At 65.4% G+C, this 25,582-nt stretch carries 17 protein-coding genes and 2 pseudogenes; 10 read left to right on the top strand and 9 right to left on the bottom strand.

Annotation, left to right across the window (positions count from 1 at the left end):
• The first annotated feature begins 135 nt into the window (after positions 1-135).
• Complete coding sequence (locus tag AC630_RS27020) at positions 136-525, top strand: Rid family detoxifying hydrolase (RefSeq protein ID WP_074121513.1); 390 nt, start codon at positions 136-138, stop codon at positions 523-525.
• A gap of 141 nt (positions 526-666) precedes the next feature.
• Here the strand turns inward: AC630_RS27020 and AC630_RS47860 are convergent, their stop codons facing one another.
• A complete protein-coding gene (locus tag AC630_RS47860; RefSeq protein WP_283808455.1) occupies positions 667-1,203 on the bottom strand; it encodes a YecA family protein in 537 nt (178 codons plus the stop codon).
• A gap of 23 nt (positions 1,204-1,226) precedes the next feature.
• A complete protein-coding gene (locus AC630_RS27005; RefSeq protein WP_074121508.1) occupies positions 1,227-2,654 on the bottom strand; it encodes a DUF7986 domain-containing protein in 1,428 nt (475 codons plus the stop codon).
• Between the two features lie 1,118 nt (positions 2,655-3,772).
• On the opposite strand from AC630_RS27005, the gene AC630_RS27000 reads away from it, so the two are divergent.
• Complete coding sequence (locus AC630_RS27000) at positions 3,773-5,263, top strand: amidohydrolase family protein (RefSeq protein ID WP_074121507.1); 1,491 nt, start codon at positions 3,773-3,775, stop codon at positions 5,261-5,263.
• Positions 5,264-5,266: 3 nt separating this feature from the next.
• Positions 5,267-6,197: pseudogene (locus tag AC630_RS26995) on the top strand (CobW family GTP-binding protein).
• A gap of 595 nt (positions 6,198-6,792) precedes the next feature.
• Here the strand turns inward: AC630_RS26995 and AC630_RS26985 are convergent.
• A pseudogene (locus AC630_RS26985) lies at positions 6,793-6,873 on the bottom strand (tautomerase family protein); the annotation flags it as partial.
• A gap of 227 nt (positions 6,874-7,100) precedes the next feature.
• On the opposite strand from AC630_RS26985, the gene AC630_RS26980 reads away from it, so the two are divergent.
• Together AC630_RS26980 and AC630_RS26975 are read left to right on the top strand one after the other, a co-directional pair.
• The gene (locus AC630_RS26980; RefSeq protein WP_074121506.1) at positions 7,101-10,403 is read left to right on the top strand and encodes an acetyl-CoA carboxylase family protein; all 3,303 of its coding nucleotides are present in this window, start codon (positions 7,101-7,103) and stop codon (positions 10,401-10,403) included.
• Positions 10,404-10,735: 332 nt separating this feature from the next.
• Positions 10,736-12,601, top strand: coding sequence for a sigma-54-dependent Fis family transcriptional regulator (locus tag AC630_RS26975; RefSeq protein WP_074121505.1), 1,866 nt, complete (start codon positions 10,736-10,738; stop codon positions 12,599-12,601).
• Between the two features lie 90 nt (positions 12,602-12,691).
• Here the strand turns inward: AC630_RS26975 and AC630_RS26970 are convergent, their stop codons facing one another.
• Together AC630_RS26970 and AC630_RS26965 are read right to left on the bottom strand one after the other, a co-directional pair.
• Positions 12,692-13,246 carry a flavin reductase family protein gene (locus tag AC630_RS26970; protein WP_143198344.1) on the bottom strand — a complete coding sequence of 185 codons (555 nt, stop codon included), beginning with the start codon at positions 13,244-13,246 and terminating at the stop codon, positions 12,692-12,694.
• 115 nt (positions 13,247-13,361) lie between these two features.
• Entirely contained in the window at positions 13,362-14,459 is a 1,098-nt protein-coding gene (locus AC630_RS26965; protein ID WP_074121504.1) for an LLM class flavin-dependent oxidoreductase, read from the bottom strand.
• 218 nt (positions 14,460-14,677) lie between these two features.
• Between AC630_RS26965 and AC630_RS26960 the strand changes: the two genes are divergently transcribed.
• From AC630_RS26960 to poxB, 3 genes are all read left to right on the top strand, one after another.
• The gene (locus AC630_RS26960) at positions 14,678-15,592 is read left to right on the top strand and encodes a 2-dehydro-3-deoxygalactonokinase (RefSeq protein ID WP_074121503.1); all 915 of its coding nucleotides are present in this window, start codon (positions 14,678-14,680) and stop codon (positions 15,590-15,592) included.
• Positions 15,593-15,605: 13 nt separating this feature from the next.
• Complete coding sequence (locus AC630_RS26955) at positions 15,606-16,238, top strand: 2-dehydro-3-deoxy-6-phosphogalactonate aldolase (protein ID WP_074121502.1); 633 nt, start codon at positions 15,606-15,608, stop codon at positions 16,236-16,238.
• A gap of 80 nt (positions 16,239-16,318) precedes the next feature.
• On the top strand, positions 16,319-18,055 hold the full coding sequence (gene poxB / locus AC630_RS26950; protein ID WP_074121509.1) for a ubiquinone-dependent pyruvate dehydrogenase: 1,737 nt from the start codon (positions 16,319-16,321) through the stop codon (positions 18,053-18,055).
• Here poxB and AC630_RS26945 read toward each other — a convergent pair.
• Both AC630_RS26945 and AC630_RS26940 read right to left on the bottom strand, forming a co-directional pair.
• Positions 18,052-18,417 carry a hypothetical protein gene (locus tag AC630_RS26945; RefSeq protein ID WP_074121501.1) on the bottom strand — a complete coding sequence of 122 codons (366 nt, stop codon included), beginning with the start codon at positions 18,415-18,417 and terminating at the stop codon, positions 18,052-18,054. The two genes, poxB and AC630_RS26945, sit on opposite strands and share 4 nt — an antisense overlap.
• A 68-nt stretch (positions 18,418-18,485) precedes the next feature.
• Entirely contained in the window at positions 18,486-19,394 is a 909-nt protein-coding gene (locus AC630_RS26940) for a PaaI family thioesterase (protein WP_074121500.1), read from the bottom strand.
• A 149-nt stretch (positions 19,395-19,543) separates the two neighbouring features.
• Here AC630_RS26940 and AC630_RS45660 point away from each other — a divergent pair, with 149 nt between their 5' ends.
• Entirely contained in the window at positions 19,544-19,864 is a 321-nt protein-coding gene (locus tag AC630_RS45660; protein WP_074121499.1) for a hypothetical protein, read from the top strand.
• A gap of 84 nt (positions 19,865-19,948) precedes the next feature.
• Here AC630_RS45660 and AC630_RS26930 read toward each other — a convergent pair whose 3' ends face one another.
• Both AC630_RS26930 and atzD read right to left on the bottom strand, forming a co-directional pair.
• Entirely contained in the window at positions 19,949-21,418 is a 1,470-nt protein-coding gene (locus AC630_RS26930) for an amidase (protein ID WP_074121498.1), read from the bottom strand.
• Between the two features lie 110 nt (positions 21,419-21,528).
• On the bottom strand, positions 21,529-22,638 hold the full coding sequence (atzD, locus tag AC630_RS26925; RefSeq protein ID WP_074121497.1) for a cyanuric acid amidohydrolase: 1,110 nt from the start codon (positions 22,636-22,638) through the stop codon (positions 21,529-21,531).
• A gap of 329 nt (positions 22,639-22,967) precedes the next feature.
• Between atzD and AC630_RS26920 the strand changes: the two genes are divergently transcribed.
• Entirely contained in the window at positions 22,968-25,307 is a 2,340-nt protein-coding gene (locus AC630_RS26920) for a Tex family protein (RefSeq protein ID WP_074121496.1), read from the top strand.
• Positions 25,308-25,582: the final 275 nt, after the last annotated feature.

Below are 25,582 nucleotides of genomic sequence, written 5' to 3'. Positions count from 1 at the left end.
TGATCCTTATCGTCGCATGCTCGACCGTTTCCTTGACCATGGCGAGTTCCTGCCACCAGCTTGATGGCGCAACTGAGCCACTCGGCTCTGTGCCGCCGGCTGATATCGATCTTCAAAAAAAAAAAAGAGTTGTCCATGAAATCCGTCTCTACGAACGATGCTCCCGCCGCCATCGGCCCCTATTCGCAGGCGATTGTTGCAAACGGCTTGGTGTTCGTATCCGGCCAGCTTCCAATTGACCCTGCGACGGGGGAGTTCGTTTCAAACGACCCAGTTGAGCAGTGCAGGCAGTCGCTGCGCAACATCGAAGCTATCGCTAAGTCGGTCGACGCCAGCCTGTCGCGCGTGGTCAAGACGACGGTTCTGGTAAAGGATCTTTCTTGCTTCGCAGCAGTGAACGCTGCCTATGCGGAGTTCTTTCCAGGCGTGGCGCCGGCCCGTACCACCTTCGAGGCTTCCGCCCTTCCCAAGGGGGCACTGGTGGAGATCGATGCCATCATCGCTCTGCGAGATGAGAAATCCTGAGACCTGCGCTTGCGGTGTGGGCGGTGATGTTGCCGCTCTGCGGAGGTTGTCGTCGACGAACCGAGTCGGCTTGCGGCCGAACCGGAGCGAGAAGGGGCGAGGAGCGCGCCGCCAGTTCGATATCGGGCGTCGGCGCAACCATCAGGCGGACCGGAGCCATCCTTCCGCGGTCAAAGCTTCCAGCTCGGCGAAATAGTCCTCATTCGGATCCCGGTTGGACTTCTCGCGCATCATTTCGTTGAGGTGTCCGGTAAGCACCGAGCCGATCGCATGGATCGCTTCGTGGCGATCCAGGCCTTCGGACACAAGTCGCTGCACCGTGTGCCGCACTGGCAGCTCGGCATCAGCAATCTGGTTCTCGACCACGACATGAACAACAGCATGCAATTGTTGGCGCGGGAGCCGGATCCGCGCGCGTCGATGATACTCCAAGACGAGATCGATCCGTTCTTGTTCGTCCAGCGCAAGCCACTGCTCCGAGTGTGGCTCGATGGATGGATCATACTTCCGGATCACGCCTTCCGCGGGCTCCAGCGCCGATCGAGCCGGATCACCCTGTTGAGGCCCGAGTGATGGGTTGTTCAGGCTTTCGGAGTTGAGACAGCACTTCTTGAACTTCTTGCCACTGCCGCAAGGGCAGGGGTCGTTCCGTCCCACTCTCCTGTGCGAGTTTTCCATGGGATCGCCACTTGCCGTTACGTTCAGCGCCTCAGTTCGCCGAGACCTAGTTCTATCCAAAGCCAATCGAAGCTGTAATCGGCCATCGCGCTATTTGGCTCAGCAGACTTCGCCGTCCGGTTCTCCATCATCTTGAGCCACTCGACGACCCTGATCCGTCCGCCATCGGTTTTGACCGCCGCGCGCGGCGTTTCCCCTCCAAGCATTGGAACCGGTTGATCGAGTACGTCGCGGTAGTGCCGGTCCATGTGGTCATGGATGATGGCGCGATGCTCATCCTCGGGAATATCGAGCTGGTTCGGCATGGCAGAGTCGCGCGATGCCATGATTTGCTCAATCGATTCCGTCTTGACCGAGGGCGGACCAACGCGTCTGCCGAGTATGTCGGACAGCATTCTGCATCCGCGGTGGGAGCGTTGCGCGGAATTAACGCTGAGCACCAGGGTATTGTCGTCCAGCCGTACGTCGCCGAGCACGAGCGTGCCATCGTCGGACCATGTTTCGAACGTCAGCGCTTCTCTCGATTGCTCGCCGAGCTCCGATGCTGCCTCGGTTGGCTTGGCTCCGCTCTTTCCCGCTTCAATCCAGCTCCAGGTCGTCGCGCTCGTAGGACGAAATTCCGGACGTGCTTCGAGAACGGCCCGGATGTCATCGGCCGCCGTGCCGGCGGCGAGCGAGTAGCGCGCCTCGCATAGCATCAACTCGTCGCGTTCGGCGTTGCGCAAATCGGGAATCCTCGGTGTCTCGATTCGGTCGATTGCGTCGACGAGCCAAAATGTCGTGAACAAGGGAGCGAGTGCCCGCAACCCCTCCGTCGTAGAACAATCCGGGAATGCCTCGTCCTCGACGTCCAGCGCGTTCGCCTCGGCAAGCTTCTGCCTCTCCACGCTGCTCAGCGAGTCGAACTTCTGAATGCCCTGGATGAAGTTTTCCGATGTCTCGTGGTTGAATACCAGAATGCCGCCACAGATCTGCATTCGCGATCCGACCTGAACGACGCGGGCGGCAATGCGGTCCCATGGCTTGAGACTTTGGGTCGCGCTCCGCTCGCTGATGAGGATCGGCTCGCCGCCGCGGATAAGGTCGCGCGCCCGAAACGAGGTGCCGCGGACAATCTCGCTGATCTCATAGAGACTCATGGTCGAATTTCGCATTGCGGCTATGTAGGTGCGAACTGTCGCGGATTCCTTCCAGCCGCGCCGTTTGAGATAGTCGTCGATCGCATTTTCGCCGCCGTCGAATTCGCGGGTCAGGAAGTCCTCGAAAGCGCAGGCCCACACCGTACGCATGAACAGGTCTTCGCCGATGGTCGAAACGATATCCTCAATATCGAGCCCGGTTTCCTCGCAGGTGGGCGCAAGGTGATCTTCCAATATCTGATCGAACCGATCGGCCCAATGGTCGCGGCCGGACCACTTTATCAGCCCTTCGAGCATATGCTTACTGGCCATGTTCCTGCTCGCGTAACGGGATCCCGGATCGCTGCCTCAAGCGACCGTGCGGCAATTTACCAAGCATCGGCCATCGGATCGATCCGGAACTGGATTGTTCGGGACGGAATCAACGACTTTCTTTAGCGCCGCGCCGACCCGGCGATCAGGCTGGCGACGCAAGGCGGCCCGTAGCCTATCCTCACGCCCACCGCGACCGGGCGAGACCATGGGGCTGAACCCTCGTTGGCCCATCCGTCGGGCAAAACAGCCCAATCCGCCGTCAATCCCCCACCTCAAAAATATTCCACTTTACCGAAATTCGGTTTTGTCGTATGTGTCGACCATCCCAGCCCACCACAGGGGCGGTCGTACGTCGTCACGAACGCGGGCTGGATTGCGGTGGACGCGGCGGCGCCGATGCGGGATCGAGCGTGCAGGGCGAGATGAACCTCGTGAGCATGCGACGAACCGTGCATGACGAACGGCGCTTATACCAGCGGAGCCATTGGCGGAGCAGTGCCATGTCCTGCGAAGCCTCTTGGCGAAGCCGGGTGGCTCGCGTACGGCGAAACCGTGTGGTCCTGGCCGTCGTTGCTACGGTCAAGCCCTTGCGAAGGCGTCAGCGCCTCAACCGGCGCGTTGCCGTGCATTTCGCGGGGTGACGGAGGCAAAAGGAACTCGTCTCCGGGGAGAGCGCGGCATAGGCCGTCAAACCACTGCGCAGGGAAGGCCTGGTCTCGGCTGCCCTGTGTCTCCCCTGTGCACTGCGTGCGCAATATTCTCGCATGGGGGCTCTATGGGTGCCAGCCGGCGCCCGGTCTTCCCTGCGCCCTTTCTTTAGGACGAGGGTGTGACGAGAAGCACAGCTCGGGCAAATCATGCCGCGAGGACGCGGGCGCATGTCGATTGTCATGCGAATTGACGAAGCGGTGTTGTTGTGCCGTGGCCCCGATACACCTTCAGTTTTGGCCGACCTTACGTGCGAGCATGCTGCATCGGCATCGACGGAGGTGGTCGTTCCCTCCAAAATCTGCCTCTATGCGCGCAGAGACGGTACGCGATGCGGCCGGTCTCCGCCTCCAAAGCTGCTGCCGGGTTTTTGGAGGCCATGGCTTTCTGCTTTCGGGAGTTTTGATATGAGCGGCTTGGTGATCTCTGGCGGCCGGGTGGTGGATCCGGCGAGCGGCATGGACGCCGTTGGCGACGTGGCGGTCGTGGATGGCAAGGTCGCCGCGGTCGGCTCCTCGCTCGGCAGTGCCGAGCGGGTGATCGACGCGACCGGGCTCGTGGTCGCGCCCGGCTTCATCGACCTGCACGCGCATGGCCAGTCGATCCCGGCCGATCGCATGCAGGCGTTCGACGGCGTGACGACGACGCTCGATCTCGAGGCCGGCGTGTTGCCGGTCGCGTCCTGGTATGAGCGCCAGGCCAGGAAGGGACGCGTGCTGAACTACGGTGCCGCCGCCAACTGGGCGTTTGCGCGTATCGGCGCGATGACGGGCTCGAATGCTGAGAGCTCGCTGGAGGCGTTCGGCAATGCCATGCGCGATCGCCGCTGGATCGAGAACGTCGCGAGCGATGCGGAGGTCGCCGGCATTCTCGAACGCCTCGCGCGCGGCCTGAACGAGGGCGGCATCGGCATCGGCATCCTCAACGCCTATGCGCCGGGCGCCGGCGTGCAGGAGCTGACCGCGGTGTGCCAGCTCGCGGCGAAGCAGGACGTGCCGACCTTTACCCACGTCGCCTTCATGTCGCGCATCGATCCTGAAAGCGCGGCGGAGGCCTATATCCGCCTGATCGGCTATGCCGGCGCCACCGGCGCGCATATGCACATCTGCCACTTCAACTCGTCGAGCAAGACGGACATCGAGCGCTGCCGCGTGCTGATCGAGAAGGCGCAGGCGCAGGGCCTCCCCATCACGGTCGAGGCGTACCCTTACGGCACCGGCTCGACCGTGCTGGCGGCCGCCTTCTTTAGCGATCCCCAGTTCGTCGAGCGCAACGGCACCGGTTATGATTCCGTGCAGCGCGTGACTGACGGCTATCGTTTCCACGACCGCGAGGAGCTGCTGAAGGCGCAGGCCGAAGAGCCGTCCTCGCTGGTGCTCTGGCACATCCTCGACACCGAGAATAATGCGCATCACCGCGATCTCCTCGACATGTCGGTGCTGTATCCCGGAGGTGCGATCGCCTCCGACGCAATGCCGTGGACGCTGTCGGACGGCACCACCTACACCGGCGATGCCTGGCCGCTGCCTGATGACGCAACCTCGCATCCGCGTTCGGCCGGCTGCTTCACCCGCTTCATCCGCGAATGGGTGCGCGAGCGCAAGACGGTGTCGTTGCTCGAAGGCATCCGCAAATGCGCGCTGATCCCGGCGGAGATCCTGTCGCAGAGCACGCCCGCGATGCGCGCCAAGGGCAGGCTTGCGAAGGACGCCGATGCCGATATCGTCGTGTTCGACTACGAAAGCCTCAGCGACCGCGCGACCTTCACGGCGATGAACCGCCCCTCGGAAGGCGTGCGGCATCTGGTCGTCAGCGGCCAGCCGCTGATCACCGACGGCGTGCTGGATGTGGCGGCGCGGCCCGGCTGTCCCGTGCGCCGCCCCGTCGTCGAGGGCTGAGACATGCCGGTCCCCATTCTCCTGGTGACGGGCTTCCTGGGGGCGGGCAAGACGACTGTCGTGAACCATCTGCTGGCGCATGCGGAGGGACGGCGGATCGCCGCCGTCGTCAACGATTTCGGCGCGATCAACATCGACGCGGAGCTGATCGCGGGGGGCGAGCGACGGCGTGGTGAGTCTCGCCAATGGCTGCATCTGCTGCTCGCTCGAAGGCGATCTGTTGCGCACGCTGTCCACTCTGCTGCGGCGTGATCCGAAGCCCGAGTACATCGTCATCGAGACCAGCGGCGTCGCCGATCCCGCCGACATCGTGCGCAATTTGATGGACCCGGTGATCCTGCGCGAGACGCCGCTTGAGACGGTGCTTTGCGTGATGGACGCGTCGGCAGCGCCGGCGGCCCTCGACGACGCGCTGGTGCGCTCTCAGCTCCGGGCGGCCGATGTGGTGGCGCTGAGCAAGATCGATCTGGCGGACGAGGGTGCCGGTGCGCGAATGCGCGAGGCGATCCGCGCGCTACGCTCACCCGCAGCGGTGGTTGACGCGCTGCATGGCGAGATACCCTCCGCGCTGCTGTTTCCCGCGGATGTGGCTCGCGCACCCGCGCCACGCGAGCCGGGGCCGAAACGACCGGCAGAGGAACGCTTCGAGACGCTTAGCTGGACGTCGGACCAGCCGCTCTCGCTGCCGCGTTTGCAGCAAGCGATCAATCGTTTGGCGCCAAAGCTCGCGCGCGCCAAGGGCCTGTTCGAGACCGTCGAGCAGCCCGGACGGCCGATGGTGCTTCAATTCGCCGCTGGCCGCGCGACACTCGCGCCGGGCGAAGCGCCGGCCGCAGGCGTGCCGCGAGCCCGGATCGTCTTCATCGCAGAGCTCGGCGTTCTCTCGAAGGCCGAGCTGGATGGAATTATGGAGACGTGCGTTGCGCGTGGATGATGTGCGTCATCGATGTCCGGCGCGGTCGACGAAGTACAGCATTGCTGCAACGCGCTGCCCGCGTCTTCCTAAAGACAAAAACGCGCAGGAGTTTTGGATCCGCTTTGATCATGGAGTGAAATGAAATGCGTCGATCATTCGGAGTTGGTTTGCTCGCCGTTGCGCTGGCGTGGCCGCTCGATGCTACGATCCTGATGTCATCTGCGAGTGCGGAGCCGGCTGCGCCGGTCACCGATTTCAGTGCGCAGCGGCATGGGGGTGGTGGTGGCCATCGCCCGGGTGCTGGACACCGTCCACCCGCACACCGGCCGCCCGGGGCGCACAGGCCTCCGTCCCGTCCGCCGGGCGCGCATCGTCCGCCGGGAGTCCATCGCCCGCCGGTTCGGCCGCATCATCCCTGGGTTCGGCCGCCGCGCTATTCCTGGCGCCCGGGCGGTGCGATTGCTGCGGGAGCGGCGCTTGGCTTTGTTGCTGCGGCAACCGCAGCCGCGTGGGCCGGGCAGCCGCCGGCTCCGGGCCTGTGCTGGTATTACACCGACTTCACGCGAACCCAGGGCTTCTGGGATCGGTGTCCGTAAGAGTCTCGGCAGCGGCCTCACGCAAATTGCGCGAGGCCGTGGCCGACGGACCAGTTCTCCTTGGGCGCGTCGAGCGCGTTGACGAACACGTCCTCGGGCGGGAGCTGCAACCGATATTCACGGTACTGGTCATCGCGCCGATCCCGCCTGCCGTGGCGCGGATTATGCGCGTGGTCACCGCGCGCGCTGGCAACTGATATTCCGGCCCGCGGGCACGGCTGTCGCGACTGGCTTTCCCGCTCTTGACGGCTGCGCTTAAAGTGCAGAAGCAGGATGATCGAACCTGCCGACCCGCACCTCGCTTCGCGGGCATGGAGACCGTTGCATGTCCTTCAAGAAGCTTCTGATCGCCAATCGCGGTGAGATCGCCATTCGCATCGCGCGTGCCGCGGCCGACGCAGGCATCGCGACAGTGGCGATCCACCCCGCCGACGATGCGCTGTCGCTGCACGTGCGTGTTGCCGATGAAGCGGTCGAAATCCCCGGCCGGGGCGCGCGGGCCTATCTCGACATCGACGCCGTGGTGAGGACGGCGCAGAGCGCCGGCTGCGATGCCGTGCATCCCGGCTATGGTTTCCTCAGCGAGAACGCCGCCTTCGCAAAGGCCTGCGCGGACGCTGGTATCGCCTTCGTCGGGCCGAAGCCGGCTGCACTCGAACTGTTCGGCGACAAGGTCGCAGCGCGCCAGCTCGCAAAGCGCTGCGGCGTGCCGATCATCGCCGGCACCAGCGGCCCGTCGTCGCTGGAGGAGATCACGGCGTTCTTCGCTTCGCTCGGCAACCATGCGGCGATCGTGATCAAGGCGATGGCCGGCGGCGGCGGCCGCGGTATGCGGGTCGTCGACAAGGCATCCGATCTCGCCGAGGCCTATGCGCGCTGCCAGTCCGAGGCGAAAGCTGCGTTCGGCTTCGATGGCGTCTATGCCGAGCGGCTGATCCGGCAAGCCCGCCACATCGAGGTGCAGATCATCGGCGACCGCCACGGCGCAATCTCGCATCTCTGGGAGCGCGAATGCACCATCCAGCGCCGGCACCAGAAGCTGATCGAGGTGGCGCCAAGCCCCTCGCTGAACGATACCTTGCGCGGTCGAATCATCGAGGCGGCGAAGCAGCTCGCGGCGGCTGCGTCTTACGACAATCTCGGCACGTTTGAGTTCCTGGTTGACGGCAGTGCCGAGGACAGCTTTGCCTTCATCGAGGCCAATCCGCGGCTCCAGGTCGAGCATACCGTGACCGAGGAGGTGCTCGGCCTCGACCTCGTCCGCGCCCAACTCGCGGTCGCCGCGGGGGCATCGCTTGGTTCCCTCGGCCTTGCGCAGGGGGCGATCCCGAAGCCGCGCGGCTATGCGATGCAGCTCCGCGTCAACATGGAAACGCTTGACGAGCTGGGGGCGACGCATCCGACCGGTGGCGTGCTTGCCGTGTTCGAGCCGCCGTCGGGGCCGGGCGTCCGCGTCGATAGCTTTGGCTATGCCGGCTACAAGACCAGCGCCGCCTTCGACTCGCTGCTCGCAAAGATCATCGTGCATACGCCGGGTGAAGCCTGGCACGACGTCGTCGCCAAGGCCTCGCGCGCCTTGCGTGAATTTCGAATCGACGGCGTCGTCACCAATATCGCCTTCCTCCAGGCTGTGCTCGCGCATCCCGATTTCAGGACCAACCGCATCGCGACCGATTTCATCGATCGCAATATCGCAAAGCTGGTCGAGGCGGCCGATGGCGCGGCCAAGCCGCTCTACTTTGCCGCGACCGAGCGAACCGGCCACGGTGCGGAGGCTTACGTCGCGCAAGCCGTGCCCGAGGGCGCGGTGATGGTCGCAGCGCCGTTGCAAGGAACCATCGTCACAACCCAGGTGAAGGAAGGCGAGATCGTGCGTCCTGGCCAGCAGCTCGCCGTGATCGAGTCCATGAAGATGGAGCATCTCGTCATGGCCGAGCAGGGCGGCCGCGTCATGAAGCTCGTCGCAAGCGACGGCGTCACGCTGATGCATGGCGAGCCGATCATGTATCTGGAGCCTCTCGACGTCGCGGCCGATGCGTCGGCGGCGGAAGCCGACATCGACCTCGATCACATCCGCCCCGACCTTGCCGAGCTGATCGCGCGCCAGGCCAACACGCTCGATGCAAACCGGCCGACCTCGGTCGAGCGCCGCCGCAATACCAACCAGCGCACCGCCCGCGAAAACGTCGCACAGCTCGTCGACGAAGGCTCCTTCATGGAATATGGCAGCCTCGCGATCGCAGCGCAGCGCCGCCGACGCAAGCTCGACGATCTCATCAAGAACACGCCGGCTGACGGTCTCGTCATGGGCGTCGCCACGGTGAATGCCGAGAAGTTCGGCCCGGAGGGCGGGCGCTGCATCGTCGTGGCCTATGACTACACCGTGCTCGCGGGCACGCAGGGCCACATGAACCACAAGAAGATCGACCGCATGCTGACGCTGGCGGAAGACTGGCGTGTCCCGTTGGTGTTCTACGCCGAGGGTGGCGGCGGCCGGCCAGGCGACACCGACCGGCTCGGCATGACCGGGCTCGACGGCCCGTCTTTCGTGCAGTTCGCAAGACTCTCTGGCCTCGTGCCCGTGGTTGGCGTGGTCTCCGGCTATTGTTTTGCCGGCAACGCTGCGATGCTCGGTTGCTGCGACGTCATCATCGCCACCAAGAACGCCTCGATCGGCATGGGCGGCCCCGCGATGATCGAGGGCGGCGGCCTCGGCGTCTATCATCCGGCCGAGGTCGGCCCGGTCTCGTTCCAGGCACCGAACGGCGTCATCGATATCCTCGTCGAGGACGAGGAGGAGGCGACGCGTGTCGCGCAAAAATACCTGTCCTATTTTCAGGGCGCGGTGACGGAGTGGCAGGCGGCCGATCAGCGCCTGCTCCGCCGTGCGATCCCCGAGAATCGCCTGCGCGTCTACGATATCCGCAGCGTGATCGATCTCGTCGCGGACAAGGATTCCGTGCTGGAGCTGCGCCGCGACTACGGCGTCGGCATGATCACCGCGCTGATCCGCATCGAGGGCAAGCCGTTCGGCCTCATTGCCAACAACCCGCGCCATCTCGGCGGCGCTATCGATGCCGACGCCGGCGACAAGGCCGCTCGCTTCCTCCAGCTCTGCGATGCATTCGACTTACCCGTCGTCTCGCTGTGCGACACGCCCGGCTTCATGGTCGGCCCGGAAGCCGAGAAGACCGCAATCGTGCGCCACGTCTCGCGCATGTTCGTGACAGGCGCGAGCCTCACCGTGCCGCTATTCGGCATCGTGCTCCGCAAGGGCTACGGGCTGGGTGCGCAGTCGATGATCGGCGGCGGTTTCCACGCCTCCTTCTTCACCGCGGCCTGGCCGACCGGTGAGTTCGGCGGCATGGGGCTCGAAGGCTATGTCCGCCTCGGCTTCCGCAAGGAGATGGAGGCGATCGCCGACCCCGAGGAGCGCGAGACCTACTATCGCAACAAGGTCGCCGAACTCTACGCCAACGGCAAGGCGGTCTCGATTGCCTCGGTGTTCGAGATCGACAACGTCATCGACCCCGCCGAAACACGCCGCTGGATCATGGCGGGCCTGCGCTCGGCGCCGAAACCGCCCGCGCGGACGGAGAAAAAGCGACCCTGCATCGATACGTGGTGAGGGCGGTGCAGCAGTCTGACCATCTAGGCGGTGTGCATCCACACCGTCATGCCCGGGCTTGCCGTCTTCGCCGAAGCTTCGCCGGCCCAACACCGGTGGCCCGGCGAAGCCTTGGCGGAGCCGGGTCCCGGGCATCCACGTTCTTTCGCGCGCGCGGCAAAGGCGTGGATGGCCGGGCATAGGCGAGCGGAAGCGACGCCGTCCTTCGGACGGCTATGCCCGGCCATGACGACGCTGGGACAGCGCGCCGCGCACTCGTTCCCGGTTCCCGATTGACATCCCCGCCTGTGGTGCCAGACTTTGCACAATAATACAGGGTGGAGACGTCCGCGATGGCCAGCCTTTCGGCCTCGAATCATGTCGCCCGTGTCTTGTCCGTCGCCAATCATGTGGCCGACGTCGATGCGGAGTCCCGGATCGCGACATCCTGGCGGCGCTGCCTGATCAGCCACAAGCTCGATCCTGCCCGTCAGGGGCCGCCGCAGACGCTCACCGAGGCCGAAGTCCGCCACATCGCCGCGCCCATGGAGGAAACGATCAGGCTCCTCACGCCTGAGCTCGACGATCTCGCCCGCGTGCTGCGTGACGCGGGCTATTGCGTCAATCTCGCCGATGCGAACGCGACCATGCTGTTCAGCCGCCTGCCGGGCGAGGCCGACGCAAGAATGTTCATGGACTGGAAGATCTATACCGGCTCGAATTTTGCGGAAGCCTTTGAGGGCACCAACGGGCTCGGCACCGCGCTTGCCGAGCAGAAGCCGATCCTGGTGCATCGCGACGAACATTTTCGCGCGCAGTGGCACATGTTCTCCTGCGCCGTGGCCCCGCTGTTCGACCACGCCGGCCGTCTCGCCGGCGCCGTCAACATCACCTCCTGCCGCGAGGACCTCGAACGCGCCGCGCATCAGCTTGCGCTGGCCGTGACGATGGAGGCGACGCGGCGAATGGAAGGCGCGATCTTCCGCGGCCATTTCCGCAGCGCCTGGATCGCGACCGTGCCGGGTGACGGCGGCAGCGGCCTGCTCGCCTATGACGACGATCGCCGCATCGTCGGCGCCTGCCGCTCGGCGCGTGCGCTGCTGGGCCTGACCGACGGCATGATCGCATCCGGCATCGATTTGTCGCGCTATATCAAGTTCGACCACCACGCCGCGCGCAACACGGACGAGATCGTCGAGCTGCGCCGCGCCGACGGCAGTCCATTGGGCCGGGGCCAAATCGCGCCGCCGCTGCGCGCCGGGTCCTCCATGCGGCCCCCTGCGCCGCGCCGCGATGCGCCGGCCGATCGCTTCGACGCGCTGCATCGGCTCGCCGGCCGCGATCCCGGCCTGATCAGAAGCGTAAAGCGGCTGAGAAGCATCGGCGATCACAATCTGCCGGTGCTGCTGCATGGCGAGACCGGTGTCGGAAAGGACGTATTCGCGCGCGCCATTCACGCTGGCAGCAACCGCGCGCGCAACAATTATGTCGCGCTGAACTGCGCGGCGATGCCGGAGAGCCTGATCGATGCCGAGCTGTTCGGCTACGAGGCCGGCGCCTTCACCGGCGCGCGGCGCGACGGTTCGAAGGGCCTGATCGTGCAGGCCGATGGCGGCACGCTGTTCCTCGACGAGATCGGCGACATGCCGATCGCGCTGCAAACGCGCCTGCTGCGCGTGCTTGAAAATCGCGAGGTCTGGCCGCTCGGCGCGCTCAAGCCGGTACCGGTCGACATTCGCCTGATCAGCGCCACGCATCGTGACCTCGGCCGCATGGCGGAGCAGGGCGCCTTCCGTGCCGATCTCTATTTCCGTCTGCGCGGCATGGAGGTGCGGCTGCCGGCTTTGCGTGAACGCGCCGACCGGGACGATGTCATCCGTCAGATCGCGAGCGAGGAAGCGCCGAATTGCAGGCTCTCGGACGAGGCCTGGGCGCTGCTGTCGGCCTATCCCTATCCCGGCAACATGCGCCAGCTCCGCCACGTGCTGCGGCTCGCCGGCTGCACGGCGGAGGACGGCGTCATCACCGACGCCGACCTTGATCTGCCGCCGTTCGGCGGAAGGACGGAGCCCGATCTCGAAGCGGCGGAGCGCGCCACGATCGTCGAGGCCCTGCGCAAGCATGGCGGCCGCGTCACCGACGCGGCACGCGCGCTGAAGCTTAGCCGCGCCACGCTGTATCGGAAGATCAAGCAGCTGAAGATCGAGACGGCGCAGTAGCGCCGTTTGTTCAAGATCAATCGAGGAGCGAGCCGTGGCTTTCGCCTCTCCCCGCAGGCGGGGCGAGGGAGCGCACCGGCGATGTGGGACCTACGAAAAATCCGTCCAGCTCAGATGCCGCGCATCGAGGTCGCCGAGCGCGACCGCTTCGCGCATCTCCTGCGGCGTATGGAAATTGCTGCGCAGATAGACCAGCGGCGTGGCCGCAGCCAGGTGCGACGCGCCTCGTACCTCGCCGACGAAGATCGAGTGCGTCCTGGTCTCGAACTCCTGCGCCAGGACGCAGTCGAATGCCGCGACGGCGTCCGTCAGCACAGGAGCGCCGGTCTCGCCGCGCGTCCATTGGCCGAAGGCGAAGCGGTCGTCGCCGTTGACGCCCTTCTGGCCGCTGAAGGTGAGTGCGAGCAGGGCGTGATCCTCGTGCAGGAAGTTGATCGCGAAGGCGCCTTCCTCGCGGATGCGCGCATGGGCGCTGGCATTGCGGTTGACGCAGACGATGAGCGACGGCGGATTGTCCGAGAGCGAGCAGGCCGACGTCACCGTCAGCCCGGTGCGTTTGCCGTGCTCGGCGCCAACCGTCACCAGTGCGACGGCGCCGGCGCATTGGCGCATCGCCTGCTTGAACTCCTTTGCGTCGACCGTCACGCGGAAATCTCCGAAATGAGTGCGGGTGCGACACGATTGCGCCGCACCCGGCTCTATGAGTCAAGCATGATTTATTCGGAAAACCGCTGCGCACTTTTCCGAATCATGCATCGGGTCAAGCTGCCTTCTTCGCGGAGCCGAGATGCTTCAGGCGAGGCATCACCTCGTTCTTGAGCAGCGAGAGCGAGTGGTGCCAGGCTTCCGGCTTGTGCTTGTAGTCGAAGCCGAACACGCAGAGCACGCCGAAGCCGCCGACCTCGTCGTAGATCTTCTCGATCTTCTCGGCGACGGTCGCGGGCGAGCCGACGATCCAGTTCCGCTTGGCGCAATATTCGACGGTGACGTCGCTATCGGGCACGTCTGGCGCGTGCTTCAAATAGTCCTTGAAGCCGAAATGGCCGAGCAGCGGCAGGAAATACTCGCTCATCATCCGGCCCATCATGTCGCCGGTCGAAAGCTTCCAGGCCTCTTCATCAGTATCGGCGACGAACACCTCGCGCACCAGCCGCCAGTCCTGGCGGTCCGGCTTGCGTCCGGTCTTGGCGGCGCCTGTTACGACCGAGTCCCAATGGCTGGAGACATAGGCCGGGTTCAGGTTGAGGCTCATCGGGATGAAGCCGCGCTCGCCGGCGAGCTTCAGCGTGTCCGAGTTCTTCGACAGCCCTGCAACGCCGATCGGCGGATGTGGCGCCTGCAGCGGCTTGATGTGGGGCTTGAGGAAGTCGAACATCGTGTCCGGCTTGGTGACCGTCCAGAACTTGCCCTTGTGGGTGAAGGGCGCCGGTTCGGTCCACAGCTTCAGGATGATCTCCAGCGCCTCGCGGGTCATGTCGCGGTTCTGCCCGCTCATGCCGTCGACGTTGAACATCGCCCAGTCGCTCGGCAGGCCTGAGGCGGCAACGCCGAAATTGAGCCGGCCTTCAGAAAGATGATCCAGCATCGCGACGCGGTTGGCGAGCTCGGCCGGGTGGTGGTAGGGCAGCAGGAAGCCGCCCGGGCCGATGCGCAGCTTCTTGGTCTGCATCAGCGCCTGTGCGATCAGGAGGTCTGGCGTGGGATTGGGTTCCCAGGGCGCGGTGTGGTGCTCGCCGATCCATGCTTCCTGATAGCCGAGCTCGTCGAGCCAGCGCAGGACCTGCAGGTCCCAGTCGTGTCCTTCCTTCAAGCCGCACTCCGGCGGATGCGAAGGCATCGTGAAATAGCCGATCTCCATGGGTTTCCTCATCTGATGTTGACGCGTCTTGTTGCGCGGTTCCTGGACGTGAACAGGACAGCTTCAGCAAGCGGTGTGCCAGCGCGGCTGGTGCCTCTGACCCGCGAGAAAGGGCTGGTTTGGGGCGGCAATAGCCGATATCCCGGGGCGGATTTGCAGGACCTCGTCTCATTGTCGCGAGACGGCGTCTTGGCGCTGAGACGAGGACACGATTCGAAATGACCGAACCCGCCTATGTCGCGGTGGACTGGGGCACCAGCAGCTTCCGGCTGTGGCTGATCGACCGTGCCGGCCAGGTGCTGGCCGAACGCCGCAGCGGCGAGGGCATGCTGGCCGCGGCCAAGGCCGGCTTCGCCGCCGTGCTGCAATCGCATCTCACCGCGGTCGAGGCGCCGGATGATCTGCCCGTTCTTGTCTGTGGCATGGCCGGCGCTCGCACCGGCTGGGTCGAGGCCGGCTATGTCGACACGCCGGCGCCGCTCTCGGCCGTCCTGAAGCAGGCCGCGCGGGTGCCGCGGGAGGCACGCGACATCCGCATCCTGCCCGGCATCGCACAGCGCGACGCCAGGGCGCCGGACGTGATGCGCGGCGAGGAGACCCAGCTGCTCGGCGCGCTCGGCCTCGATGCCGCCGGCGAGGCGCTGGTCTGCATGCCCGGCACGCATTCGAAATGGGTGCGCGTGAAGAACGGTACGGTCGAACATTTTTCGACGTTCATGACCGGCGAGCTCTTCAGCGTGGTCTCGCGTGAGACGATCCTGTCGCTCGCGGTTGCCGGTGCTGATGATGCCGAGGACGTTGCGAGCTTTAAGGCGGCGGTGAACGCGGCGTACGAAGCACCGGCCTTCGCGGCCAATCTCCTCTTCGGCGCGCGATCGCGGCAGCTCCTGTTCGGCGGCACGCCGGCCGCGGCGCGCGAGACGCTGTCGGGCACGTTGATCGGCGTCGAGCTGGCGGCGGGCCTTTCCGGCACTGTGCCGCAAGCTGGCATCACGCTGATCGCCTCGGGTCGGCTTGCGGTGCTGTATCGGCTCGCCTTCGAGGCGCTGTCGGTGACCGTGAACCCGATCGATGCTGATGAAGCGGTTCGCCGCGGCCTGTCGATGGCGGCTGCGGCGATCTGGACGAAGTGAGAGGATTGTTGAGATGAGCGTTCCCTTTCCGCCGATGAAGCGGCCGTTGGTCGCGATCCTGCGTGGCGTGAAGCCGGAGGAGGCCGAGGCCATCGTCGGGGTGCTGATCGACGCCGGCATGACCGCAATCGAGATCCCCTTGAATTCGCCCGATCCGTTCCGTTCGATCGCCACCGCGGTGAAGCAGGCGCCGGCCAGCGTGCTGATCGGCGCCGGCACGGTGCTGACTGCCGCAGATGTTGATCGTCTCAACGATGTCGGCGGCAAGCTGATGGTCTCGCCGAATGTCGACACCGAGGTGCTGGCGCGCGCACATCAGCACGGCATGGTGACGATGCCCGGCGTGTTCTCGCCGACCGAGGCGCTGCTCGCCGCACGCTCCGGCGCATCGAGCTTGAAATTCTTTCCGGCGAGCGTGCTCGGCGCATCCGGCATTGCCGCGATCCGCGCCGTGCTCCCCGCTGGCGTGATGATCGCCGCCGTCGGTGGCGTGTCCGACCAGAACTTTGCCGAGTACATCAAGGGCGGCGTGACGGCGTTCGGTCTCGGCTCGAGCCTCTACAAGCCCGGCATGTCGGCCGCAGATGTGGCCGCTCGCGCGAAAGCGACGATTGCGGCCTACGATCGGGCGATTGCGAAAGACTGAGCCGGCAATAAACAAGCCGTGATGCCGTCACAGCCGCGCTTTATCCTATCTTGCTGCACCAGCGGGATCAGGAGACCGACATGGCGATCAACAACGTGGCCGATCTGTTCGTGGCAACGCTCGAACAGGCCGGCGTCAAGCGCATCTACGGCATCGTCGGCGACAGCCTGAATGGTCTCACCGAGGCGCTGCGCCGCCGCGGTACCATTGAATGGATCCATGTCCGGCACGAGGAGGTCGCGGCGTTCGCGGCCGCCGGCGAAGCCGAAATGACGGGGAGCCTTGCGGTGTGCGCGGGCTCCTGCGGCCCCGGTAATCTGCATCTGATCAACGGCCTGTTCGATGCGCATCGCAGCCGCGTCCCCTTGCTGGCGATCGCGGCGCAGATCCCATCGGCCGAGATCGGCGGCGGCTATTTCCAGGAAACCCATCCGGAAAACCTGTTCAGGGAGTGCAGCCACTATTGCGAGCTGATCTCGGATGCGAGCCAGCTTCCCTTCGTGCTGGAGAACGCCATTCGCGCGGCCGTGGGCCTGCGCGGCGTCGCCGTCGTCGCCATGCCCGGCGACGTTGCTTTCCGAGCGCCGCCCAAGCGCGCGCTGTCGACGACGCGCGGCCTTGCACTGTCGGCGCCGAAGGTCGTGCCTGATACCGACGAGCTGAAGGCGCTCGCGGATCTCCTGAATGGCGCCGAGCGCATCACCCTGTTCTGCGGCCGTGGCTGTGCCGGCGCGCATGCGCCGCTGATGCAGCTGGCCGAAGCGCTGAAGAGCCCGATCGTGCATGCGCTCGGCGGCAAGGAGCATGTCGAATACGACAATCCCTACGACGTCGGCATGACCGGCTTCATCGGCTTTTCCTCGGGCTATGCGGCCATGCATGCCTGCGACGCCCTCGTGATGCTCGGCACCGATTTTCCCTACAAGCAGTTCTTCCCGACCGACTGCCAGGTCGCGCAGATCGACATCCGCCCCGAAAATCTCGGCAGGCGCTGCAAGATCGATCTCGGTCTCGTCGGCGACGTCAAGCTGACCATCGAGGCGCTGCTGCCGCTGCTGAAGACCAAGACACAACGGAAGCATCTCGACGCTGCGATCGCGCACTACAAGAAGGCGCGCGAAGGCCTCGACTCGCTCGCCAGGGGCACGCCAGGCAGCAAGCCGATCCATCCTCAATATCTCGCAAAAGTCATCAGCGACCATGCATCTGACGATGCCGTGTTCACCGCCGATGTCGGCACGCCGACGGTATGGGCCGCGCGCTATCTCGAGATGAATGGCCGCCGCCGGTTGATCGGCTCGTTCGTGCACGGATCGATGGCCAATGCCATGCCACAGGCGATCGGCGTGCAGGCCGCGCGGCCCGGCCGTCAGGTCATCTCGCTGTCGGGCGATGGCGGCTTCACCATGCTGATGGGCGACTTGATCACGCTGACGCAGATGAAGCTGCCGGTGAAAGTGGTCGTCTTCAACAACGGCGTGCTCGGCTTCGTCGCGCTGGAGATGAAGGCGGCAGGATTCGTCGACACCAATGTCGATCTGGAGAACCCGGACTTCGCAGCGATGGCGCGTGCGATGGGCATCTTCGCCAAACGCATAGAGGACCCCGGCGAGCTCCCCGGTGCCATGAAGGAGATGCTGGCGCACAACGGACCGGCGCTGCTCGACGTCGTCACCGCCAAGCAGGAGCTGTCGATGCCGCCGACGATCACGCCGGAGCAGATCAAAGGCTTCAGCCTCTGGGTCCTGCGCGCGGTGATGAACGGTCGTGGCGACGAGGTGCTCGACCTCGCGAAGACAAACCTGCTGCCGCGCTAGCCTCGCTTCGCGGATGGTAGTGCCAGCCGCTCGTGGCGGCGCTGGAAGCGCTGCCAGTGCAGCACGATGCCGATCAGCACGGCCGGAACGAAGCCGAGCACGATCAGGAAATGCGGTAGCTCCTTCGGCGAGATGAACGCCATGGCGATGTCCGAGATCAGCCACAGCGCGGCGAACATCACCGCGAAATCCGTGCGCGGGCAGCGCAGGTAGTAGAACACGGCGGTGATGACGATGGCGGGCCCGATCGCAATGCCGATCATCACCGCCGTCAGCTCCTTCGGCGTCAGCGCGTCGAGCACCATCGCGGCCAGCAGCCAGAGCGCGGCGAACATGGCGATGATGTCGAGCGGATGCCGCAACCCAATACCTCTCGCTGGGAATGCGCTATCGTTGTGGCCCGGGCCCCGGCCGTCAAGGGAAAATACGCCTATTCCTCGTCACTTCCGGGCGTCGGCCGCAGCATGAAATGGCCGAAAGCGCTGGCGATCGGCTTGGCCGCATCGTCCTGCCAGGCCCGCGCTTCGAAGGCGACGATGCGCCGGCCCTGCTTCACGATCGACACGTTGGCAAAGGTGTCGAGGGCGCGGCCGGAGCGCAAATAGTTGACAGTGAGTCCGATCGGTTTGGGCACCGTGGCGATGCCGAGCTCGCGCCCCACGCCGACCATCGCGGTGGTCTCGAGGAAGGCGCCGGTTATGCCGCCATGGATCGCGGGCAGGATCGGATTGCCGATGATCTGTGGTGAAAACGGCATCGTCAGCGTACCGTCATGATTCACACGGATGCCGAGGCAGCGCGCGAAGGGGCTGTTGGCGAACGGGCCGTCCGGATCCTCCGGCGCCTCCAGCGTCGGGATGCTGCGCGCATCCTTCCTGCGGTCCGCGAGCATGTTGGTGCGGTTGGCGCCGATCATGAAGCAGGCGGTCGCGGTCGCGACCGGATCGTCCTCGGACTCCTGATAGGCGGTGGAGCGCACGAAGGCGATCGAGCGGGTGGTGCGGTAGCAGACCGAATGCGCCTTGATGTCGAGGCCCGGCGTCGCCGGCTTCTGGTAGTCGATGCGCAGATCGAGGGTTGCGATCGCGCCCGTGCCTTCGAGAGCAAGTTGCACCGCTATGCCGCAGCTCTCATCCAGCATCGCGGTGACGACGCCGCCATGGAGAACGCCGGTCTCGGTGTCGCCGACGAAGACGGGACGGTAGGGCAGGCGGGACCAGGCCTCGCCAGGTGCGAAGCGGTCGAGCTGGAGCCCGCTGATATGGCCGTAGTCGGAGCGGCGGCCCTTGATCGCCTCGGCGAGTTCCTCGAACGGGAGCGTGGTCGGTGAGGTGGACATGACAACGTTCTAAACCAGTGTCGGGCGCGGCGCAAAACCCTGAATACGCCTCGCAGGGCAGGTCTGCTGGGGCCGGTTCGGCCTCGACAGGGCGGGCCGAAGCACCGATGGTGGGCGCTTCGTCCGTTGACCAGCCCTAAGGAGTGCCCATGGCCGACCCCGAAACGCCCGCCACCAACCAGGGGCCCGTCACCATTTCGAACTCCAGCGCCGAGCGGGCGCCGATCATCTATTTCGATGGCGCATCCTGCTTCGGTCATCACAACGGCGCGATCCAGATCGAGCTTGCCGCGAACCTCTTGATGCCCGTCGGCGCCGCCGTCAGGGTCGACGTGATCCAGACCGCGCATCTGCGTTGCAGTGTGGCCGCGGCGCTGGCGCTGCGCGAAGCACTCGACAAGGCGCTCGCGATGTACCGGCAGGGCCAGCAGCAGCAGCCGACGGAGGCGATCCCGGCCGTGAAGAATTGAGGCCGACCCGGCCTCACGGTTCGTGACGCGCCGCCATCGGCGGACGTCTGTCAGGGATGGACCGCAAAGAAGCTGACGCCGGCCTCAGCCCACGTGCACTTTCGGCTTCTTGCCATTGTTCCACTTGCCATCCAGTGCGCGCTCGATCTGGGCGGCGAGTTGCAGCAACAGGCCATCATTGGCCTGCTTGGCAATGGCCTGAACGCCGAGCGGCAGGCCGTGCTCATGGGTCGCCATCGGCATCGAGATCGCCGGCATGCCGCAAAGGTTGGCCAGCGGCGTGAAGGCGAAATTGCGCCAGAGATTGCCGAACCAGTCCAGCACGTCCGGATTGTCGGAGATGGTAAGATATTCCCTGGTGCCGACCTTCGGTGTCGGCAGCGCCGTGACCGGCGTCAGAATCACATCCCACTGCTCGAAGAAGCTGCCGAAGCCGCGCGATGTGGTGTTGAACACCGCCTGCATCTTCGCCCGCTCGGCGAAACTCGTGTGGCGCCCGGCTTCCCAGATCCGGATGTTGACGGGCTCGACCAGATCCTCCGGCGGCCGCTCCAGTCCGCGCGCGGCCAGCATGTTGGAGATCACCACGGCAAAATTGCTGATGTAGCAGGTGGTCTGCGCCTCGAAGGCGGCGCGGAAATCGAGCTCCGGCAGCGCGTAGTCGACGTGATGGCCGAGGCCTTCGAGGAGGCGGCCGGTCTTCTCCAACTCGGCGGCGATGTGTGGCGTTGCGGTGTAGTCGCCCCAGGTGTGCGACAGCGCGATGCGAAGTTTTGCCGGATCGCGCTTGATCATCTCGCCGTAGGGCTGCGCCGTGGTCCAGAACGGCATGAACTCGCCGGGCGCGGGCCCGCGGGCATGATCGACAAAGGCCGCGGTGTCGCGCACCGAGCGCGACTGGCAGCCCTGGATCGAGACGAGGCCGGAGAGGTCGGACATGTGCGGGGCGAGCGAGAACACGCCGCGCGAGACCTTCAATCCGATATTTCCGTTGACGCCGGCGGGAATGCGGATTGAGCCGCCGCCGTCGGTTGCGTGCGCGATCGGCACCACGCCGGCCGCCACCATGGCGGCGCTTCCCGCCGACGATCCGCAGGTGGTGTAATCGGTATTCCAGGGATTGCGCGTCACATAGACGGCCGGATTGTCGGCCGAGCTGCACACGCCGAATTCCGGCGTCGTGGTGCGCCCGATCAGGTTCAATCCGGCCTGGCGGAATTTTCCGGTCAGGAACGTGTCGGCCGCCGCGCGGTTGCCGCGCATCAAGAGCGAGCCCATTTCCTGCAGCCGGCCCTTCATGGTCGGGCCAAGATCCTTCATCAGGAACGGCAGGCCGGCGAACGGACCGGAGAGATTGGCGCCGTCCTTCGCCGGATCGGCGATCACGTCCTCGAACAGCTCGACCACGCCCGACAGCGCCGGATTGACCTTGGCCACGCCCGCGGCCGCCTGGCGCGCCAATTCCTTCGCCGTCAGCTCGCCCTTGCGGACGCGCGTCGCCAGGGCGACGCCATCGTGCTGCGCCCATTCATTCCAGCTCATCGGCAAAGTCATGACGTCCTAATCCCCTAGATGCGGCGTCACCTTTTTCGCAAGGGCCCGCGTGAATCAACTGAGCCGGCGCGAAGGGCAGGGTTGCGCCGGGCGGAGAGGTCGCGGCGTCATTAAGACAGCCGCGCGATGACCGCAACCGGGCCGCCGCCAGCCGGCCCCTGATGCTCGGCGCCACCGGAGACGTAGACCGCGCCGGTGCCGGCGAGCCCGGCGATCAAGCCGCCGACGGCTGCGCGGGCATGGCGTGTCGAACTGATGTCGGTATCTTCCAGCATGGTGTGACGGAAGCCGCGCACGTTGCCGTTCGGCGAGGCCTCGGCCTTGGCGAAGATGTTGACGAGCTCGCGACCCGCTGCAGCCTGTGGCGCGGTGCCAAGTCCAACGCTCTTCAATGCCGACATGATCGCCGCGGAGTCGATGGCATCGCCCATGACAGCATGCCCGATCTCGAATTCGCTCGCCGATGACGCCGAGTTGCCGAGCACGATGACGACATTGTGCATGAGCTCGATGCCGGATGAAGTCGAGGCGACCTTCGAGAACAGATCGTAGCGTCGCAACACGTCTTCGTCGCGGATGTCGGAGGCGATTTCGCCGAGCGCGACCGCGACCCCGAGCGCAGAAGCACCGCGCGAATAGGCCATCGAGCCATAAGCACTGATCGTCGCAGTCTCGTTGCCGCGCGCGGCTGCTGCCTCGACGCGATCGCTGGTGAGCAGCGGGCATTTGATCTGCACGAAATGGACGTCGGCGGGATCGGTGATCCCGGCATCCTCCATCGCGGCTTTCACGGCCTTGGCGGTCTCGGTGATCTGTGCGGAGCGGCCGAGCTCCTCGGGCAGGAAATCCCTCGTGTGCGCCATGCCGATGCTCAGGCGTTTGCCGGAAATGCCTGCCGGCCGCGCCTCGACTTCCTGACGCGTGAATATCGTGATGTGCGGGCTGAGCACGCCCTCTGTGCCGCCCGACATCACGAAGGCGATGCGCTGCTCGACCTCGTGCGGCGGCAGGTTGAGGTGAGACGCCAGCGCCGTGCACAGCGCGACGACGGCATACTCCCGGGTAAAGTCATTGACGCCGCCATTGCCCTCGGTCTTGCCAAGAATGGCAAGGATTGATTTCGGATCGATCGCGCCGGAGCCGACCATGGCCATGAGTCCGGAGACGTCGCCGGGGCCCTTGGTGGCGATCCTGACGACGCCGACCGATGCTGTCCGCATTACTGGTCCTCACATGGAGTTCGGTGGTCCGGCGAGTCAACCAGCCGTGGAACCGGGCTGCATGTCAAGGCGCAAGCGGTGGGCTCACCCCCGCAGCGCTGCGGAATTCGCACCTCATGATGGCGGGTCGGGTATTTTGGTCTGGCGCCAGGAAGAAGACAGCTCGCCACACCCGCAGGATTGTGGCGAGATCGCATCGATTCAACAAAAAATCCTCTGTCGACGGTACCGCACCGCACCTTGATGAATCAACCCTGGTTGGTCCATAAGCGGCGTCCCGCAGCCGGTGGTTCGCCCCGCGTTGCGTGCTTGGATAGAGGGAATCTCGCGTGGCAAATATCAACCAGAAGATTGCGCAGGAGCTTGGGGTTCGGGCGGAGCAGGTCGAGGCGGCGGTAACGCTGCTCGACGGCGGCGCCACGGTTCCCTTCATCGCCCGCTACCGCAAGGAAGCGACCGGTGCGCTCGACGACGCGCAATTGCGCACCCTGGAGGAGCGCCTGGTTTACCTGCGTGAGCTCGAAGACCGCCGCAAGGCCATCCTCGAATCGGTCCGTGAGCAGGGCAAGCTCGATGCCGCGCTGGAGGCCACGATCATGGCCGCTGACAGCAAGGCACGCCTCGAAGACATCTATCTGCCGTTCAAGCCGAAGCGCCGCACCAAGGCCGAAATCGCCAAGGAGGCCGGCCTCGAGCCGCTCGCCGATCAACTGATGGCAGAGCCGGGCAACGATCCGAAGGTCGTGGCCGAAGCCTTCATCAACGCCGAGAAGGGCGTTGCGGACGGCGCTGCCGCACTCGACGGCGCCCGCGCCATCCTGGTCGAGCGCTTCGATGAAGACGCCGACCTGATCGGGAGCTTGCGCGAGGAGATGTGGACCAATGCGCGCATGGCTTCCAAGGTGCGCGACGGCAAGAAGACCGAGGGCGAGAAGTTCGCCGACTATTTCGAATTCTCCGAGCCGCTGACCAAGCTGCCCTCGCACCGCATCCTCGCGATGTTCCGCGGCGAGAAGGAAGAGATTCTCGATCTCCAGATCCAGGCCGAGGCCGAAGCGCCGCCGGCAGGCGTCCCGGGCGCCTATGAACTGAAAATCATGAAGCGGTTCGGCATCGCCGACCTCAAGCGCGCCGGCGACCGCTGGCTGATCGACACGGTGCGCTGGGCTTGGCGCACCAAGATCCAGGTGCATCTCAACATCGACTTGCGAATGCGGCTGTGGAACGCGGCCGAGACCGAGGCCGTGCGCGTGTTCGCCTCCAACCTGCGCGATCTTTTGCTGGCCGCGCCCGCCGGCACCCGCGCCACCATGGGGCTCGACCCTGGCTACCGCACCGGCGTCAAGGTCGCCGTCACCGATGCGACCGGCAAGGTCGTCGATACCGCTGTGATCTATCCGCACGAGCCGCAGCGGCAGTGGAACGAATCGCTCGCGATCCTTGGCAAACTTGCGCTCAAGCATCGCGTCGAGCTGATCGCGATCGGCAACGGCACCGCTTCGCGCGAAACCGACAAGCTCGCGGCCGATCTCGTGAAGGGCCTGGCCGAATTGAAGATGACCAAGATCGTCGTGTCCGAAGCGGGCGCCTCGGTCTATTCGGCCTCGGCCTTCGCCTCGGAGGAGTTGCCGGGCCTCGACGTCACCCTGCGCGGCGCGGTCTCGATCGCGCGGCGGCTTCAGGATCCGCTTGCCGAGCTCGTCAAGATCGAGCCCAAGGCGATCGGCGTCGGCCAGTATCAGCACGACCTTGGCCAGGCCAAGCTCGCCAAGTCGCTCGATGCCGTGGTCGAAGACTGCGTGAACGCGGTCGGCGTCGACGTCAACACCGCCTCCGCACCGCTTCTTGCCCGCGTGTCGGGCGTGGGCTCCGGCCTTGCGCAGAGCATCGTGGCACACCGTGACGCCAACGGTCCGTTCAAGTCGCGCAAGGCGCTCAAGGAGGTGCCGCGGCTTGGGCCGAAGGCGTTCGAGCAGTGCGCGGGCTTCCTGCGCATCCTCGGTGGCGAGGATCCGCTCGATGCCTCCGGCGTGCATCCGGAAGCCTATCCGGTGGTGCGCCGGATCCTCGCAGCCACCAAGAGCGACATCAAGGCGCTGATCGGCAGCAGCGACATCGTGCGCACGCTGAAGCCGAAGGATTTCGTCGACGAGACCTTCGGTCTGCCGACCGTGACCGACATCCTGCGCGAATTGGAAAAGCCCGGCCGCGACCCGCGCCCGGCGTTCAAGGCCGCGGTGTTCAAGGAGGGCGTCGAGGAGATCAAGGATCTCCAGAAGGGCATGATCCTCGAGGGCACCGTGACCAACGTCGCTGCCTTCGGCGCCTTCGTCGACATCGGCGTGCACCAGGACGGACTCGTGCACATCTCGGCGATGTCGAAGACCTTCATCAAGGATCCGCGCGACGTGGTGAAGCCCGGTGACATCGTCAAGGTGAAGGTGCTGGACTTCGAGGTCGCGCGCAAGCGCATCTCGCTGACCCTGCGCCTCGACGACGAGGTCGGCGCCAAGAAGGACGCGCCCGGCATGCAGCGGGACAACAACTCGCGCAATGCCTCCCGCATGACCTCGTCGGCGCCGCGCAAGCAGGAATCCTCCGGCGGCGGTGCACTCGCCGAAGCGATGCGGCGGGCTGCCGAGAAGAGCGGACGCGGTAAGCCGGCCTGAGGCAAGCATTTCTCCGAACCTCTCCCCGCGAGAGCGGGAAGAGGGGGTGAGAGGGCGTGCATCCCTAACTTCCGCGTCAGAATCTGGCGCATTTGTAAGTTGATGGGGACGACGCGTTCTCCTCTTCTGATCCTCTGAGTGCGGTGGGGTGACCACCGCACGGCAAGGAGGATTTTCTGATGAACAACAGGCTTCTCACTGGCCTCGTCGCGGCGGCACTTGCTGCGACGCTGGCAGTCGCGTCGCCCGTTCTCGCGCGCGGCGGCGGTGGGGGG

The sequence above is a fragment of the Bradyrhizobium sp. AS23.2 genome (assembly GCF_001908185.1).
Classification (GTDB): Bacteria; Pseudomonadota; Alphaproteobacteria; order Rhizobiales; family Xanthobacteraceae; genus Bradyrhizobium.
The sequence above is the reverse complement of the archived record's forward strand: the minus strand, read 5'-3'. Positions and strand labels throughout refer to the sequence as shown.

Bases quoted from the DNA above. Each gene is read 5' to 3' on its own strand.
- AC630_RS27020 (WP_074121513.1), top strand. From the start codon at position 136: ATGAAATCCGTCTCTACGAACGATGCTCCCGCCGCCATCGGCCCCTAT.
- AC630_RS47860 (WP_283808455.1), bottom strand. From the start codon at position 1,203: ATGGAAAACTCGCACAGGAGAGTGGGACGGAACGACCCCTGCCCTTGC.
- AC630_RS27005 (WP_074121508.1), bottom strand. From the start codon at position 2,654: ATGGCCAGTAAGCATATGCTCGAAGGGCTGATAAAGTGGTCCGGCCGC.
- AC630_RS27000 (WP_074121507.1), top strand. From the start codon at position 3,773: ATGAGCGGCTTGGTGATCTCTGGCGGCCGGGTGGTGGATCCGGCGAGC.
- AC630_RS26980 (WP_074121506.1), top strand. From the start codon at position 7,101: ATGTCCTTCAAGAAGCTTCTGATCGCCAATCGCGGTGAGATCGCCATT.
- AC630_RS26975 (WP_074121505.1), top strand. From the start codon at position 10,736: ATGGCCAGCCTTTCGGCCTCGAATCATGTCGCCCGTGTCTTGTCCGTC.
- AC630_RS26965 (WP_074121504.1), bottom strand. From the start codon at position 14,459: ATGGAGATCGGCTATTTCACGATGCCTTCGCATCCGCCGGAGTGCGGC.
- AC630_RS26960 (WP_074121503.1), top strand. From the start codon at position 14,678: ATGACCGAACCCGCCTATGTCGCGGTGGACTGGGGCACCAGCAGCTTC.
- AC630_RS26955 (WP_074121502.1), top strand. From the start codon at position 15,606: ATGAGCGTTCCCTTTCCGCCGATGAAGCGGCCGTTGGTCGCGATCCTG.
- poxB (WP_074121509.1), top strand. From the start codon at position 16,319: ATGGCGATCAACAACGTGGCCGATCTGTTCGTGGCAACGCTCGAACAG.
- AC630_RS26940 (WP_074121500.1), bottom strand. From the start codon at position 19,394: ATGTCCACCTCACCGACCACGCTCCCGTTCGAGGAACTCGCCGAGGCG.
- AC630_RS45660 (WP_074121499.1), top strand. From the start codon at position 19,544: ATGGCCGACCCCGAAACGCCCGCCACCAACCAGGGGCCCGTCACCATT.
- AC630_RS26930 (WP_074121498.1), bottom strand. From the start codon at position 21,418: ATGACTTTGCCGATGAGCTGGAATGAATGGGCGCAGCACGATGGCGTC.
- atzD (WP_074121497.1), bottom strand. From the start codon at position 22,638: ATGCGGACAGCATCGGTCGGCGTCGTCAGGATCGCCACCAAGGGCCCC.